Genomic DNA, 14,046 nt, shown 5'->3' on the forward strand with positions numbered 1-14,046 from the left:
CGTAAATGTGTTACAGACACAAGACCGGAGCCAAGGAAAATTGGCTGCACGGTCCTGCACTAAATTCGAAACCAGCTAAAAAAGCTGTCCCATACCCACGGGGTGGGCGGTCACAGCCTGTTCAACCAATTAAAATAAATTGGTATCAATAAACTTGGCACACTATTGAGTTCTCAAACAACAGATGCATCCGAAATACTCGGAAAACAATTAATGTTTTTCTTTTCTCTTCGCTGCAGTGTTTCTTTATTCTATTTCATCCGGACCGTGTTTGGCAATTCGGGATAATTCCCGGTTACCGTTTCATCCGGCCGGACGAACCCATCACAAAGCATCCGGATTATCTCCGCTGCTGTGTTGTGGGATGTTGCCGGATCCGGGAGTCTCGCTTGCAGACCATGTCCGCTGGGCGCTCTCCGGGGCAACTCACTCAACTTTACACAGAGTTGCCGGACCGTGCAAACCGCTGGAGTGTGACCTCCTGCACTTTGCCGAACCGCTTTCCCTGTAAGGCCTGAGCTTCGCTGAAAACCAACGATTAATAGTGTGCAACACGGCTTCGGCGCCCTGCAAGCCTCCTACCCGTTGCCTCACTCACAGCAAAGCTGCCTACAGCGGGGCGCCGCCCCGCAGGTACTGCAGCTGCGCCGCCACTGACAGTTCGGCCGCCCGCCGCACGTTGGCCGGCACCTCGGCATACACCAGGTCCGCGACCGCTGAGACAGAAGCATCGGCGCCTGCACTCTGCAGTGCCGAGCGGATTTGTTCGAGCCGTTCCTGGCGGTGGTCGCGGTAGGTGAGGACCACTGTACTGAGATCAGGCAGCACCGGACCGTGGGCCGGAAGCACCGTGGCGTGCCCCAGCTCGGAAAGCCGGTCCAGCGAGGCGAGGTAGTCGCCCAGAGTTCCGTCCGGATAGTCGAGCACCGTGGTGCCGCGCCCGAGGATGGTGTCCCCGGTCAGCACGGACCCGCCCGGACCGTCGTCCGGAAGGTGAAAGCAGACGGAGTCCGAGGTGTGGCCCGGCGTTGCCAGCACGGTGATGTCCACTCCCCCGGCCTGCAGCTTCTCGCCGTCGGCCAGCGGATCCCCGCCCACGCAGTAATTCGGATGGAAGGCCCGGACCGGAGCGCCCGTCAGTTCGGCGAAACGCTCGCTGGCCTCGGTGTGATCGGGGTGGCGGTGCGTGATGAGGACCAGCTCCACCGTCCCGGCGGATGCCAGAAGCTGCAGGTGCTCCTCATCCAGAGGCCCCGGGTCCACCACCACCACATGGCTTGATCCCTCAGCGGCAATGACATAGCTGTTGGTCCCCTCCAGGCTCATGGGACCGGGATTCGGCGCCAGGGCAAAGCGGGTCAGCGGGCTGCTGCGGGTCAGGGCGGTGGCGGACATCGGGTTCCTTTGTTGAGCTTTAGGCCAGGCGGGTCAGCCAGCCGTGGGTATCTTCCACGGTGCCGGTCTGGACGCCCAGGAGCTGTTCACGGATGGACATGGTGACCGGGCCGGCAACGGCGTCGGCCGAACCGATGGTCTCGGTTTCAGTCTTCAGCTCGCCCACCGGTGTGATGACGGCTGCGGTTCCGCAGGCGAAGACCTCGGTGATGTCGCCGGAGGCAACGCCGTCGCGCCATTCGTCCAGGGTGATTTTGCGTTCCTGGACGTTCAGGCCGCGGTCCCGGCCCAGCTGCAGCACCGAGGAACGGGTGACGCCGTGCAGGATGGTGCCGGACAGTGCCGGAGTAACCAGGGTGCCGTCCTTGAAGACGAAGAAGACGTTCATGCCGCCGAGTTCTTCCACGGCGTTGTCATTGGCTGCATCCAGGAAGAGCACCTGCTTGCAGCCGTGTGCCTCGCCTTCCATCTGGGCGATGAGGGAAGCGGCGTAATTGCCGCCGCACTTGGCTTCGCCGGTGCCGCCGATGCCTGCGCGGGCGTACTTGGTGGACAGCCAGATGGAAACGGGCTTCAGCTCGCCGCCGAAGTAGTTGCCGGCCGGGGAAGCAATAACCCGGTAGGAAACCTCACGCGCGGGGCGAACGCCCAGGAACGCCTCGGTGGCGATCATGAACGGGCGCAGGTACAGCGCGGCGCCGTCGCCCTCGGGGATCCAGTCCGCATCCACGGAGACCAGCCGGCGCAGCGACTCCATGAACAGCTCTTCGGGAAGTTCCGGCAGGGCCAGACGGCGGGCGGAGAGATTCATGCGCGCGGCATTGGCCTCGGGCCGGAAGGTCCATACGGAACCGTCGGCGTGCCGGTAGGCCTTGAGGCCTTCGAAGATTTCCTGGCCGTAGTGCAGCACGGCAGCGGCGGGGTCCATGGCGATGGGGCCGTACGGTTCGATGCGGGCGTTCTGCCAGACACCGGTGCCGGTTTCATCGACCTTGTAGTCGATGACGGCCGTGTGGTCCGTGAAGTAGTCTCCGAATCCGGGGTCCGCCAGAATGGCTGCACGCTCCTCGGCCGGCTTCGGGTGGGCAGAGAGCTGCTGGGAAAATTCCAGAGCGCTGACAGACATTTTTCCTCCACGGTGGGCGGCGCGGGCCGCCCGACGAATTGGTTATTGGTACTTCCCGAGCTTATGACACCGCTGCGGCAATCGCATTGCCGACGTCCGCCGTCGTCCGCGGTTCACCGGTGCGCGCAGCGACGTCGTCCGCCACCGCCTGTTCCACGCGGGCGGCCTCTTTTTCCCTGCCAAGGTGGCGCAGCAGCAGTGCGGCGGAGAGGATGGCGGCCGTGGGGTCGGCTTTCTGCTGGCCCGCAATGTCGGGGGCGGAGCCGTGCACCGGTTCAAACATCGAGGGGAAGGTGCCGTCCATGTTGATGTTGCCAGAGGCCGCCAGTCCGATGCCGCCGGTCACAGCGGCGGCCAGGTCCGTAATGATGTCGCCGAAGAGGTTGTCCGTGACAATGACGTCAAAGCGTGACGGATCAGTCACCAGGAAGATGGTTGCCGCATCTACGTGCAGGTAGTCGTGGCTCACTTCGGGGAATTCGACGGCGACGCGCTCCACCGTGCGCTTCCACAGCCGGCCGGCGTAGACCAGCACGTTGTGCTTGTGGACCAGGGTGAGCTTTTTGCGGGGGCGCTCGTTGGCTCGCCGGAAGGCATCGCGGACCACGCGCTCCACTCCGAAGGCCGTATTGAGGGACACCTCGGTGGCTACCTCCTGCGGGGTGCCCTCGCGGAGCACTCCCCCGTTGCCGGTGTACGGACCTTCGGTTCCTTCGCGGACGACAATGAAATCCACGGTGCCCGGGTTGGCCAGCGGGCTTTCCACCCCGGGGTACAGCCGGGACGGACGCAGGTTCACATAGTGGTCCAGGCTGAAGCGCAGTTTGAGCAGCATTTCCCGTTCGATGAGTCCGGACGGAATGTTCGTGTCCCCGGGAGCTGCGCCGACGGCGCCGAAAAGAATGGCGTCATGGCCCTTGAGCGCCTCCAGCGTGTCCTCCGGCAGGGTTTCCCCGGTGGCCAGCCAGTGCTCGGCACCGAGCGGATACTCGGTCAGCTCAAACTGCACAGGACCGCCTTCGGTCACGGCAAGGAGCACCTTGACGGCCTCGGCGGTGACTTCCGGGCCAATGCCGTCGCCGGGAATGACGGCCAGGGAAACGGTGGAGGACTGTTCGCTCATTTGGCCATTCTAGGAACGCAGTCCACATCCCGGGCAAACCATCCCACATGCTGGACTACATGCGGACCGCCGAGATAGCAGCGCGACGATGGCTCGCCACGCGAGCGCCCCATCCGGATTGCCCGGCCCGGTATCAGACCGTGGCATGAGGCGCCGGGGCGCGTGCTGGCCCTAAAGTTGTTGTTCATGCTCGTGCACCGCCGAATTCAAGCCTGGCTCCAGGCCAACCCGTTCAAGGTCGACCTCACCCTGATGCTTTTCGGTGTCCTGATCTTCGTGCTGTCGGCTACTGCTGTTGGAAGCACGCATCCGGTCTTCGATGTCGCCTTATCCTTGGGCATCGTGGTGCCCCTGGCCTGGCGCCGGACCCGTCCGGTGCTGTCAGGAAGCATTACCGCCTTCTTCTGTCTCGTGCAGATTGCCTTCAGCGGGTTCCCCCTGCCGGCGGATATCCTGCCGCTGGTTACCGTCTATACGCTGGCTGCCTACGGGCCGCGCTGGGCGAGCCTGGGCGGATTGGCCCTGGCCCTGGCGGGCGGCGTGCTGTTCGTCTTTCGGTACTTCGGTTTCCCGTATGCAGCCTCAAGCCCGGTTGAACTGGCCATGTACTTTTTCAGCTTGGTGGCCTTTGAAGCCGTAATCCTGGTGGCCTGGACCTTCGGCGACCTGGCCCGCACCCGCAGGCTCGCCATCCAGGCGCTGGAGGACAGGGCCCGGCGCCTGGAAACCGAGCGCCAGCAGGAACGGGACCTTGCGGCTGCCGACGAACGGACGCACATTGCCCGCGAGATGCACGACATTGTGGCCCATTCACTCTCGGTCATCATCACCCAGGCCGACGGCGCCAGGTATGCGAGCGCCTCGGATCCGGAAATTGCTGCGAAGACCCTGGCCACCATTGCGGAGACCGGCCGCGGCTCACTGCGCGAAATGCGGCGCCTGCTTGGAGTCCTCCGCGGGGACGAGCTGGCCTCCACCCGTCCGCTGCCCTCGCTGTCCGACGTCGGCGCCCTCGTGGACGCGGTCAAACGCGCCGGTGTGGAGGTGGTGTTGACCGAAACGGGAACGATGCGCCGGCAGCTTCCCGCCGGGGCCGAGCTGACCGCGTACCGGGTCATCCAGGAATCGCTGACCAACGTCCTGAAACATGCCGGCTCTGCGGCACAGGCAGCAGTCGATCTGGAATGGACATCCCGCGGAGTGGAGATCAGCGTCCGTGACGATGGCCGCGGCGCCGGGGCAGACAGCGGGCCGGCTTCCCCGGCCGCCGGTTCCGGGCAGGGCATCAACGGCATGGCCGAGCGGGTGGCCCTCTACGATGGAAGACTGAAAGCGGCCCCTGTGCCCGGCGGAGGATTCCGCGTTGAAGCATTCATTCCCTACACGGAGGCCTAGGCTCGTGCCCCACTCCCCCTGGACCCCTGAGTCCGATTCCGCCGACACCTCCGCAGCCCCCATCCGCGTGGCTTTGGTTGATGATCAGCAGCTGGTGCGCGGCGGTTTCAAGATGCTGATCAACTCCCAGCCGGACCTGACAGTGGTGGCCGAGGCCGGCAACGGAGGGGAAGCCCTGCACGCGCTCTCCGCCGTGCGCGCCGACGTCGTCCTGATGGATGTGCGCATGCCCGGCATGGACGGCATCGAGGCGACCGCCCGGCTGCTGGAGCGGGCGGCCGCACAGCCCAAGGGATCCAGCGACGCCGAGCTCAAGGTGGTGGTGCTGACCACCTTCGACCTGGACGAGTACGCGCTGTCCGCGATCCGCGCCGGAGCCAGCGGTTTCCTGCTCAAGGACGCCCCGCCGGAAGAACTCCTCGAGGCCATCCGCACCGTGTACCGCGGTGACGCGGTGATTGCGCCGTCGACCACCCGCAGGCTGCTGGACCATGTGGCGCCCCTGCTCCGCGAGCCCACCGCCGAGGTCAGCCGGCACGCGGCCGACGTCGAACGCCTCACCCCCCGCGAGCGCGAAGTCTTCGGACTGATCGCGCAGGGACTCTCCAATCCCGAGATTGCCGCGTGTCTGTTCCTCTCGGATGCCACCGTGAAAACGCACGTGGGCCACATCCTGGCCAAGCTTGGCGCCCGGGACCGCGTGCAGGCTGTGGTGATTGCCTACGAGACCGGTATCGTCGCCCCGTAGACAGGGGCCGCCCCGGCGCCCCGGAGCCAGGGAGGCTGCCGTGTCCGCTGAAGCCGACGTCCGTTCCTTCTGCCTTGGGCTGCCCGGTGTGACGGAACGGCTCAGCTGGCAGCAGCCCGCGTGGTTTGCCCGGACTCTCATGGCGCGCATCTGGGATGACGGGGTGCTGACCGTCAAGTCTCCCGAACGGGAGGCACTTGCGGGCACCAGCCCGGACACCTTCTTTTGGACGCCGCACCACGACCGTTCCCCGCTTTTGCTGCTGGTGCGCCTGGACCGGGTGGACCGCGGCGAACTGGAGGAACTGCTGCTGGAGTCCTACCAACTGGCGGGCCCGCTTCCACCCACGGTATGAGACGGAGCGGGCTGATGCCCGTCCCTCCTCCGATGCTCCGGCAACCGGCCGCGGCATAACGTAGCAGGTATGACAACCCTTACTGAGAAATCTTCCGTGCCCGGCGGCACCACGGCCGCCGCTGCCGCGCAATCCCTGAACAAGACTTACGGTTCCGGGGATACCGCGGTCCATGCCCTGCAAAACGTGGACGTCACTTTCCAGGCCGGCACCTTCACCGCCATCATGGGCCCCTCCGGCTCCGGAAAGTCCACGCTCATGCACTGTCTGGCCGGGCTGGACACCGCCGACTCAGGAAAGATCTGGATCGGTGACACGGAGATCACCGCCCTCAAGGACGCCGAGCTGACCCGCCTGCGCCGCGACAGCGTGGGCTTTGTGTTCCAGTCCTTCAACCTGGTGCCCACCCTCACGGCAGAACAGAACATCACCCTGCCCGTGGCGCTGGCCAACGGCAAGGTGGACCGGAAGTGGCTGGAAGAGATCACAGGCATTCTGGGCCTGACCGGGCGGCTCAAGCACCGCCCCCACGAGCTCTCCGGCGGACAGCAGCAGCGCGTGGCCGTGGCCCGCGCCCTGCTGACCCGCCCGCACGTGGTCTTCGGCGACGAGCCCACCGGCAACCTGGATTCGAAGTCCGGCGCCGAGGTGCTCTCCCTGTTGCGCCGTTCCACCCGCGAAATGGGCCAGAGCATCATCATGGTCACCCACGACCCGGTGGCTGCTTCCTATGCGGACCGCGTGGTCCTGATGAACGACGGCGCCCTGGTGGGCGAGTTGTCCGAGCCCACCCCGGAAACCGTGCTCGCAGCCCTGACCAAGCTGGGGGCCTGAGCATGCTGCAGGTAGCGCTGGCGCAGGTGCGCCTGAACGCCCGCCGGTTCATTGCCGTTTCCCTCGCCGTCATGATTGCCGTCGGGTTCCTGACCGCCACGCTGATCATCAACTCCTCCTCCAAGGCCTCCCTGACGCAGAGCATCGGCGAGGGCTACCGGCATGCAGACCTGGTGGTCACGCCGGAAGTTTCTTACGACGCTCCACCCACCGTCATCACCCAGCAGATGGCGGACGCCGTCAGGGAAACTGACGGGATTGCCGGAACGTATGCGGCCATTTCGTCCTACGTCAACATGGACGAAGGGAAAAAGACCTCCTTCGCCGAGTTGAATAACACCGCCGAAGACCGCGCCCTGTTTCCGGTCGACATTGTGACAGGTGACCTGCCCGCCGCCGGGGAGGTTGCCGTGGACCAGGACACCGCAGACCGTCTGGGGCTCGCGCTGGGCTCGGTCCTGGTGCTCACTGCAAGCGGCGAACAGGATGCCGCTGCCACCGAGCTCACCACCAGTGCCATTGTGTCCACCTCCCGGGATCCCATGAAGATGGGCGCGCCGCAGCTTTATGCCGCCACGGCAACGGTGGAACAGTTCCCCTCCACGGAGCAGGGGTTCCGCAGTGTGCAGGCAGCCCTGGAACCGGGAGCCAAGCTGGAGGATGTCCAGGCCGCGCTCGAACAGACACTGACGGACGCCGGATTCACCGGCCTTTCGGTGCGCACCGCGGCCGAGCAGACCGAGGCAACAGTGGCCGGTTACACGGGCGGTGAAGACCAGCTGACAGTGATCCTGCTGGCCTTTGCAGCTGTTGCGCTTCTGGTCTGCGCCCTGGTGGTGTCCAATACGTTCTCGGTGCTGGTAGCCCAGCGGACCAGGGAGCTGGCGCTGCTGCGCTGCATTGGAGCCGCCCGCTCGCAGATCCGCCGCTCGGTAATCGTTGAAGCACTGCTGGTGGGCGTCGTCGCGTCAATTGCCGGCGTGCTGGTTGCCGTGGCCCTGGTGGGTGCGACCGTGGCCTATCTCCGGAATATTCCGGAGAGCGGCTTCGCAACGCTGTCCGTTTCCCCGCTTTCCGTCGTTGTTGGCCTGGGCGTCGGTGTGGTGATGACCGTGCTGGCCGCCCTGGTTCCGGCGCGGGCCGCCACTGCTGTGGCACCGCTGGCCGCGCTGCGCCCGGCGGACGACGTCCGTGCCGGTACGCGCCGCGGCAAGATCCGGCTGGTGAGCGGGCTGGTCCTGCTGGCCGTTGGAGTTGCCCTGTTGGCAGCCGGGGCTGTCCGTTCCGATCTGCTCCTGGCTCTTCCCGGCGGCATGCTGAGTTTTGTGGGCGTGCTGATGTGCGCCACTCTCTTTATTCCTACCCTGGTCCGTGCCGTTGGTTCCCTGGCAGCTCCGCTCGGAGTCCCGGGCAAACTGGCGGCAGTCAACGCAGTGCGCAACCCGCAGCGGACCTCGGCAACGTCGTCGGCCCTGCTCATCGGTGTGACCCTGGTGGCCATGATGATGACCGGCGCCGCAACCGCCAGGGATTCGTTGAGCACCCTCCTGTCCCAGGAGTTCCCGGTGGACGTTGCCATCAGCGGCGGCCTGTCGGACGGCTCGCCCTTCACCGGTGACGACGCCGATATTGCCCGGGCGGTTCCCGGCGTGACCTCTGCGGCGCTGCTGCCGGTGGCCGGCACCACCGATATGGACGGTTACCCTGCGGAGGTTTACGCACTGGATCCGGCGGATCGAGGGGTACTGCAGGACACCACGGTGGACATCGCACCGGGCAGCATCCTCATGCCCCAGGGCACCAAGGAAAAGACCGTCACGGTCAACGGCGCCAAGGGCGACGTAACACTGGACGTGGTTCTGAGTGAAAGCGGCGCCATGCAGCCGCTGGTCGCGGGCTCAACCGCTGATGAGCTGGGCGGTGTTCCGAAGACCACAGATCCGGACGCCTATCTGTCCGGGCCGCAGCTGTGGCTCTCCGTTGACGACACTCTGACCAGCAACGAACTCCTGAACCTGCAGTCGGACCTCGCCGAAGCCCTGGGCGTGGACGACTACATGGTTTCAGGGGCTGCCATTGTGCGCGCGTCCTTTGAACAGGTCATCGATGTCCTGCTGATGGTGGTCACCGGCCTGCTGGGCGTAGCCGTGGTGATTGCCCTGGTCGGAGTGGCCAACACCCTCTCCCTGTCCGTCCTTGAACGCACGCGGGAATCATCCCTGCTGCGGGCGCTCGGACTGACCCGGGGACAGCTGCGCGGAATGCTGGCGCTGGAAGCGGTGCTGATAGCCGGCGTCGCCGCCCTGTTCGGCACGGTGCTTGGAGCGCTGTACGGATGGCTGGGGGCCCAATCCGCCCTGGGTGCGTTCAGTCCGGTGGCTGCATCCATCCCGTGGGGACAACTCGGCGTGGTGCTGGCCGTAGCGCTCCTTGCCGGTCTGGCCGCCTCGGTGCTGCCGGCCCGCCGCGCTGCCCGTCTTTCGCCGGTGGCCGGGCTCGCCGCCGACTGACCTGCGGCTGAGCAGCGGTTGAGCAGCGGTGCAACCGCAGGCACCGCTGCTCAGGGCATCCCGCGGTGGTGCGCTCGCGGCCGGTCCGCTCGCGGCGGTGCCGGTGATCTGACAGGATAATAAGCAAACTGATCAGCACGAGTTGAAGGAGCACCTGATGTCCAACCCCGGAGCCGCTTGGAAGCCCAAGCATCAGTCCCTGTCCGCCTACCTGGACGATCATCTGCTGGGTGCTGAAACCGGGGTCCGGCTTTTCGGTGCTGCCCGGCGAACCTGGGAAGGGTCCGGCTATGAGCAGACCTTCGCTGATCTGGAATCCGAGATTGCCGGCGAACGCGATGAGCTGGAACAGCTGATTGTGACTCTGGGCTACCGGCGCAGCAAGGTCAAGAAGGCCATGGCCATGGCGGGTGCGGCAGCCGGAAAGCTCGGTCCCATGAATCCGATGAGCACCGGCGGGGGCACCACCGGCCAGTTTGAGCTGGAAGGCCTGCAGTCCATTGTCCGTGCCAAGGAATGCCTGTGGCGCACCCTGCTGGCTTTGTCCGCACACGACCACCGGTTCAATCCGTCCCGGCTCCGGGAGATGATCGATATGGCCGGCAGGCAGCAGGATGCGGTGGCAAAGGTGATGGAGGAAACGGCACCGGCACGGTTCCTGACCGGTCCGCTCAGTTCCGTCTCCTAGGTTCCTACACCCCTAGGTTTCTACGCCCGCTCTACCCGAAATAGCAGAAAGTGCCCTTCTGAGCGTTCAGAAGGGCACTTTCTGCTATTTCAGCGTGCTGTTTACGCCGGCAGGGACTTGAGACCTATTCGGCGGGTTCTTCGTACCGCGGGAAGATCGGCGCCGGAGCCGGCAGCGGCGTGCCGGGTACCAGCGGGGTGCGGATCGCACTGAACCGGCGGGCGTCGTCGTCGGACTGGCCCAAAACGGTCAGCAGCTTGGATGCGCTGTCCGGCATCACCGGCTGAATGAGGATGGCAACGATGCGCAGCACCTCCAGCGTCACGTACAGCACCGTGTTCATGCGTTCGACGTCGGTCTTCCGCAGCACCCACGGTGCCTGCTCCGCGAAGTAGGCATTCGTGTCGCCGAGGACCTTCCACGTGGCTTCGAGCGCACCGTGGAAGTCCTGCACGTCGTACGCCTTGCGGGAAATCTCCAGCAGTTCACCGGCGGCCGCCATGATGACCTTGTCCTCATCGGTGAACTCGCCGGGCTGCGGAACCGCGGCGCCGCAGTTCTTGGCCACCATGGACAGCGAGCGCTGGGCCAGGTTGCCCAGGTTGTTGGCCAGATCGGAGTTCATCCGGCCGACCACTGCCTCGTGGCTGTAGGAACCGTCGCCGCCGAAGGGCACTTCACGCAGCAGGAAGAACCGCACGGAGTCCAGGCCGTACTGGTCCGCCCACTCCTTGGGCGCCACCACGTTGCCCAGCGACTTGGACATCTTCACGCCCTTGTTGTGCAGGAAGCCGTGGATCATGATCCGCTTGGGCAGCTCGATCTTCGCGGACATCAGGAAGGCCGGCCAGAAAATGGCGTGGAAGCGGGAGATGTCCTTGCCGATCACGTGCACATCGGCGGGCCAGTACTTCTTGAAGGTCTCGCTCTCGGTGTCGGGGAAGCCGACGCCGGTGAGGTAGTTGGTCAGTGCATCCACCCACACGTACATCACGTGATCCGGGTTGCCCGGAACCGGAACACCCCAGTTGAAGGTGGTCCGGGAAATGGACAGGTCTTCCAGGCCGCCCTTGACGAAGCTGATGACCTCGTTGAACTTGGACTGCGGCGCGGCGAAAGTCGGCTGGGACTCATAAAGTGCCAGCAGCTTGTCCTGATAGGCGGAGAGGCGGAAGAAGTAGCTCTCCTCCTCGGTCCAGGTCACCTCAGTGTCGGTCTCCTTGGAGTACCGCACGCCGTCTTCGCGGACTTCGGTTTCATCCTCGGTGTAGTACGCCTCGTCCCGCACGGAGTACCAGCCGGCGTACTTGGAGAGGTAGATGTCACCGTTGTCCTCCATCCGCTTCCAGATGGCCTGGGCTGCGGCATAGTGGTCCGCGTCGGTGGTGCGGATGAAACGGTCGGGCGAGGTGCCCATGTCCGCTTCCATCTGCTGGAAGGCGGCCGAGTTGCGGTCCGCGAGTTCCTTGGCAGTAATGCCTTCCTTATCCGCGGACTGCTGCATCTTCAGGCCGTGCTCGTCCGTACCCGTCATGAAGAACACGTCGTAACCGTCAAGGCGCTTGAAGCGGGCCATGGCGTCGGTGGCGATGTGCTCATAGGCGTGCCCGATGTGGGGTTCGCCGTTGGGGTAGGAGATGGCAGTGGTGATGTAGAACGGGGTCTGGGAATCGGAAGAAGTCACATAAGAAAATTACCCTGTTTTGCCCGTCGGTGTCGCTTCGGCCCCGGCGCTGCGGGCAAGGAGCAGCAGGACGGCCGTCATCCGGGACTACACCTCGGCTTTCAGTACCCCGGTCAGCACCGAACCGGTGGCAGCGAGCCCGGCCCGCACCAGGGCTACCCCGACGGCGACCGACCCTGCCAGGAACGCAACGGACACCGGGGCCACCAGCAGCGCTGCTCCCGTCAGCGGAAACAGCAGCACCGTGGGCACGGCGGTGGACACGATGCTGACCAGCAGCAGCGGCTGCATGACAGCACCGGTGCGTGCAGCATCAATCACCTCGCGCGGCATGCCCATCCGGTCCAGGCTGCGGTAGAGGTCTGCCCGGTCCAGCACGGTGGCTGCCTGGTTGATTCCTGCCGAGCAGGCCACCATGAGGAAGCCGGCAATGACCGTGATCAGGACGCCCGTCATGATGTCCTGCAGCAGAAAGTCTTCCGGCCCCTCGGCCTGCGCTCCCTGCAGGGCGGCGGCGCCGGCACCGGCAACCACTGCGGTGAAGCAGACCATCGACAGGGCGCTGACCTGCCGCCAGGCGGTTTTCGGCGCATCCAGGACGATCCGCGCGGACATCAGTGCCTGCGGTGTCGCGGCCCGGCGCAGCCGCTGCCGGGCGGAAACGGACACCAGCCAGGGTCCCACCAGGTTCAGCACTGCCAGCCCGGCTGCGAACGCGCCGAAGATAACAGCAAGGGCTATCGCGGCTGCGGCCACCGGGGTCATCAGGGCGAAAACGCAGAGGGCGAGAATGAGCACCGCCGCACCGGCCCGTGAGCGGCACACCTTTTCGGGGGCGGAACGGGTGCGGACGCCCAGCGGTGAAACCACCACGCGCTGCAGGCCGACGGCGGAACTGACGGCGGCCAGGATCACCACCGCCAGGACGGCCATGGCGCCGGCCGCGGGGTTCAGCCAATAAGCCGCGCCGAGTGCTTCCCCGCGGAAGTGGATCAGCTGGACGAACGGAGCGAGCACCAGATATCCCACCACACCGGCCAGGGCTCCGGCGAGCGCCTGGGCGCAGGCCTCCAGCACCGTCACCTGGCGGACCGTCTTCGCGGAAGCACCCAGCAGGCGCAGTGTTGACAGATGTTCATTACGCCGGCGGGCCGACAGCCGCGCGGCCGAACCGCCAAGCGTGATCAGGGGCAGCACCAGCAGGATGAGTGCGAAACAGGCGAGCAGCAGGTAAAGATTGCCTTCGTCATCCCCCCACTGCAGGAAGGACAGGGCACCGGCCAGGACCGTCAGCAACAGGGTGGTGACGACGGCGAAGGACACCGCAGGCAGCAGCGACGCCGCTCTCCCCGTGGTGCCGGGACGGTTCAGGAGCCAGGCAATCCGCAGCGGTACGGCCAGTTGGGAGGAGCCGGCTGCGCGGGCAAAAGCGGAAGAGACCGGGCTGCTCATCGGATCATTCCTGCGGCACCGGCTGTATCGGCCACGACCCGGCCGTCGGCCAGGGTGACTACCCTGCCGCACCAGCGGGCCACCTCGGAATCGTGCGTGACAACCACCAACGAGCGCCCGGTTCCCTCCACCGTGCCCAGCAGCAGCTTCATCACTTCCGCCGAAGTACGGGAATCGAGTGCACCGGTGGGCTCGTCGGCAAACAGCACGCGGGCGCCGGTGACTTGTGCCCGGGCAATGGCAACACGCTGCGCCTGTCCCCCGGAGAGCTCACCGATTCGCCGTCCCTCCATACCGGCCAATCCCAGGGCGGCCAATGCGCCGGCTGCAGCCTGTTCGGCCTGCGGGCGGGCCGTGCCGCCCAGCATGAGGGCCAGAGCAACGTTCTCCCCCGCGGTGAGCTCGGGAATCAGCAGCCCCTGCTGGAACACGAACCCGAAGTCGGTGCGGCGCAGGACCGACCGGGCGTCGTCGTTCAGGGCGGTGATCTCGACCGGAACACCGGCGCTGCCGAACAGCCGGACGGTGCCGGCATCGGGCGAGATGATGCCGGCCAGGCAGTGCAGCAGGGTGGTTTTTCCGGAACCGGAAGCTCCCATCACTGCGATGGACTCACCGGGCCGGACAGTGAGGCTGACACCGGCCAGAGCGGGAGCGGTGTTGTAGGTCTTGACAAGGTTCTCGGCCGCCAGCAGAGGCATGCCGGGCATGGGTTCAGTCATACCTTCATGGTGTC

Annotated in this window: 12 protein-coding genes; 6 read left to right on the forward strand and 6 right to left on the reverse strand. The window is 65.6% G+C overall.

The annotated features are described in order from the left end of the window. Window positions 1-609: 609 nt before the first annotated feature. The 3 genes from AC4D2Q_RS00005 to AC4D2Q_RS00015 all read right to left on the reverse strand — a co-directional run bounded on the left by AC4D2Q_RS00005 (window position 610) and on the right by AC4D2Q_RS00015 (window position 3,644). The gene (locus AC4D2Q_RS00005) at window positions 610-1,395 is read right to left on the reverse strand and encodes an MBL fold metallo-hydrolase (RefSeq protein WP_490944026.1); all 786 of its coding nucleotides are present in this window, start codon (window positions 1,393-1,395) and stop codon (window positions 610-612) included. A gap of 19 nt (window positions 1,396-1,414) precedes the next feature. Beyond that, window positions 1,415-2,521: a branched-chain amino acid aminotransferase gene (locus AC4D2Q_RS00010; protein ID WP_490944028.1), complete on the reverse strand. Its 1,107-nt coding sequence runs from the start codon at window positions 2,519-2,521 to the stop codon at window positions 1,415-1,417. Window positions 2,522-2,582: 61 nt separating this feature from the next. Next, window positions 2,583-3,644, reverse strand: coding sequence for a 3-isopropylmalate dehydrogenase (locus tag AC4D2Q_RS00015; RefSeq protein ID WP_490944030.1), 1,062 nt, complete (start codon window positions 3,642-3,644; stop codon window positions 2,583-2,585). Between the two features lie 186 nt (window positions 3,645-3,830). Here AC4D2Q_RS00015 and AC4D2Q_RS00020 point away from each other — a divergent pair, with 186 nt between their 5' ends. The 6 genes from AC4D2Q_RS00020 (at window position 3,831) to AC4D2Q_RS00045 (ending at window position 10,174) form a co-directional block, all read left to right on the forward strand. Then, window positions 3,831-5,039, forward strand: a complete 1,209-nt coding sequence (locus tag AC4D2Q_RS00020; RefSeq protein ID WP_490944032.1) for a sensor histidine kinase — start codon at window positions 3,831-3,833, stop codon at window positions 5,037-5,039. Between the two features lie 67 nt (window positions 5,040-5,106). Further along, entirely contained in the window at window positions 5,107-5,787 is a 681-nt protein-coding gene (locus AC4D2Q_RS00025; protein ID WP_490945680.1) for a response regulator, read from the forward strand. Between the two features lie 40 nt (window positions 5,788-5,827). After that, entirely contained in the window at window positions 5,828-6,142 is a 315-nt protein-coding gene (locus tag AC4D2Q_RS00030) for an MmcQ/YjbR family DNA-binding protein (RefSeq protein ID WP_490926795.1), read from the forward strand. 69 nt (window positions 6,143-6,211) lie between these two features. Beyond that, window positions 6,212-6,976 carry an ABC transporter ATP-binding protein gene (locus AC4D2Q_RS00035; protein WP_490926794.1) on the forward strand — a complete coding sequence of 255 codons (765 nt, stop codon included), beginning with the start codon at window positions 6,212-6,214 and terminating at the stop codon, window positions 6,974-6,976. 2 nt (window positions 6,977-6,978) lie between these two features. Beyond that, a complete protein-coding gene (locus AC4D2Q_RS00040; protein ID WP_490944035.1) occupies window positions 6,979-9,486 on the forward strand; it encodes an ABC transporter permease in 2,508 nt (835 codons plus the stop codon). A 157-nt stretch (window positions 9,487-9,643) separates the two neighbouring features. Beyond that, entirely contained in the window at window positions 9,644-10,174 is a 531-nt protein-coding gene (locus AC4D2Q_RS00045; protein ID WP_490944037.1) for a hypothetical protein, read from the forward strand. Between the two features lie 124 nt (window positions 10,175-10,298). On the opposite strand, the gene metG is transcribed toward AC4D2Q_RS00045, so the two are convergent. The 3 genes from metG to AC4D2Q_RS00060 form a co-directional block, all read right to left on the reverse strand. After that, window positions 10,299-11,858 carry a methionine--tRNA ligase gene (metG, locus tag AC4D2Q_RS00050; RefSeq protein WP_490944039.1) on the reverse strand — a complete coding sequence of 520 codons (1,560 nt, stop codon included), beginning with the start codon at window positions 11,856-11,858 and terminating at the stop codon, window positions 10,299-10,301. Window positions 11,859-11,945: 87 nt separating this feature from the next. Beyond that, entirely contained in the window at window positions 11,946-13,310 is a 1,365-nt protein-coding gene (locus tag AC4D2Q_RS00055) for an FtsX-like permease family protein (RefSeq protein ID WP_490944040.1), read from the reverse strand. After that, window positions 13,307-14,032 (reverse strand): ABC transporter ATP-binding protein, encoded by a 726-nt coding sequence (locus tag AC4D2Q_RS00060; protein ID WP_490944042.1) that lies wholly within the window; start codon window positions 14,030-14,032, stop codon window positions 13,307-13,309. Before AC4D2Q_RS00060 ends, AC4D2Q_RS00055 begins: the two co-directional genes overlap by 4 nt. Window positions 14,033-14,046: the final 14 nt, after the last annotated feature.

The organism is Arthrobacter sp. TJ-178 (assembly GCF_058269275.1).

Excerpts from the sequence above, each read along its gene's own strand:
- AC4D2Q_RS00040 (WP_490944035.1), top strand. The coding sequence starts at position 6,979 with ATGCTGCAGGTAGCGCTGGCGCAGGTGCGCCTGAACGCCCGCCGGTTC.
- AC4D2Q_RS00020 (WP_490944032.1), top strand. The coding sequence starts at position 3,831 with ATGCTCGTGCACCGCCGAATTCAAGCCTGGCTCCAGGCCAACCCGTTC.
- AC4D2Q_RS00015 (WP_490944030.1), bottom strand. The coding sequence starts at position 3,644 with ATGAGCGAACAGTCCTCCACCGTTTCCCTGGCCGTCATTCCCGGCGAC.
- AC4D2Q_RS00005 (WP_490944026.1), bottom strand. The coding sequence starts at position 1,395 with ATGTCCGCCACCGCCCTGACCCGCAGCAGCCCGCTGACCCGCTTTGCC.
- AC4D2Q_RS00035 (WP_490926794.1), top strand. The coding sequence starts at position 6,212 with ATGACAACCCTTACTGAGAAATCTTCCGTGCCCGGCGGCACCACGGCC.
- AC4D2Q_RS00060 (WP_490944042.1), bottom strand. The coding sequence starts at position 14,032 with ATGACTGAACCCATGCCCGGCATGCCTCTGCTGGCGGCCGAGAACCTT.
- AC4D2Q_RS00010 (WP_490944028.1), bottom strand. The coding sequence starts at position 2,521 with ATGTCTGTCAGCGCTCTGGAATTTTCCCAGCAGCTCTCTGCCCACCCG.
- AC4D2Q_RS00045 (WP_490944037.1), top strand. The coding sequence starts at position 9,644 with ATGTCCAACCCCGGAGCCGCTTGGAAGCCCAAGCATCAGTCCCTGTCC.
- AC4D2Q_RS00055 (WP_490944040.1), bottom strand. The coding sequence starts at position 13,310 with ATGAGCAGCCCGGTCTCTTCCGCTTTTGCCCGCGCAGCCGGCTCCTCC.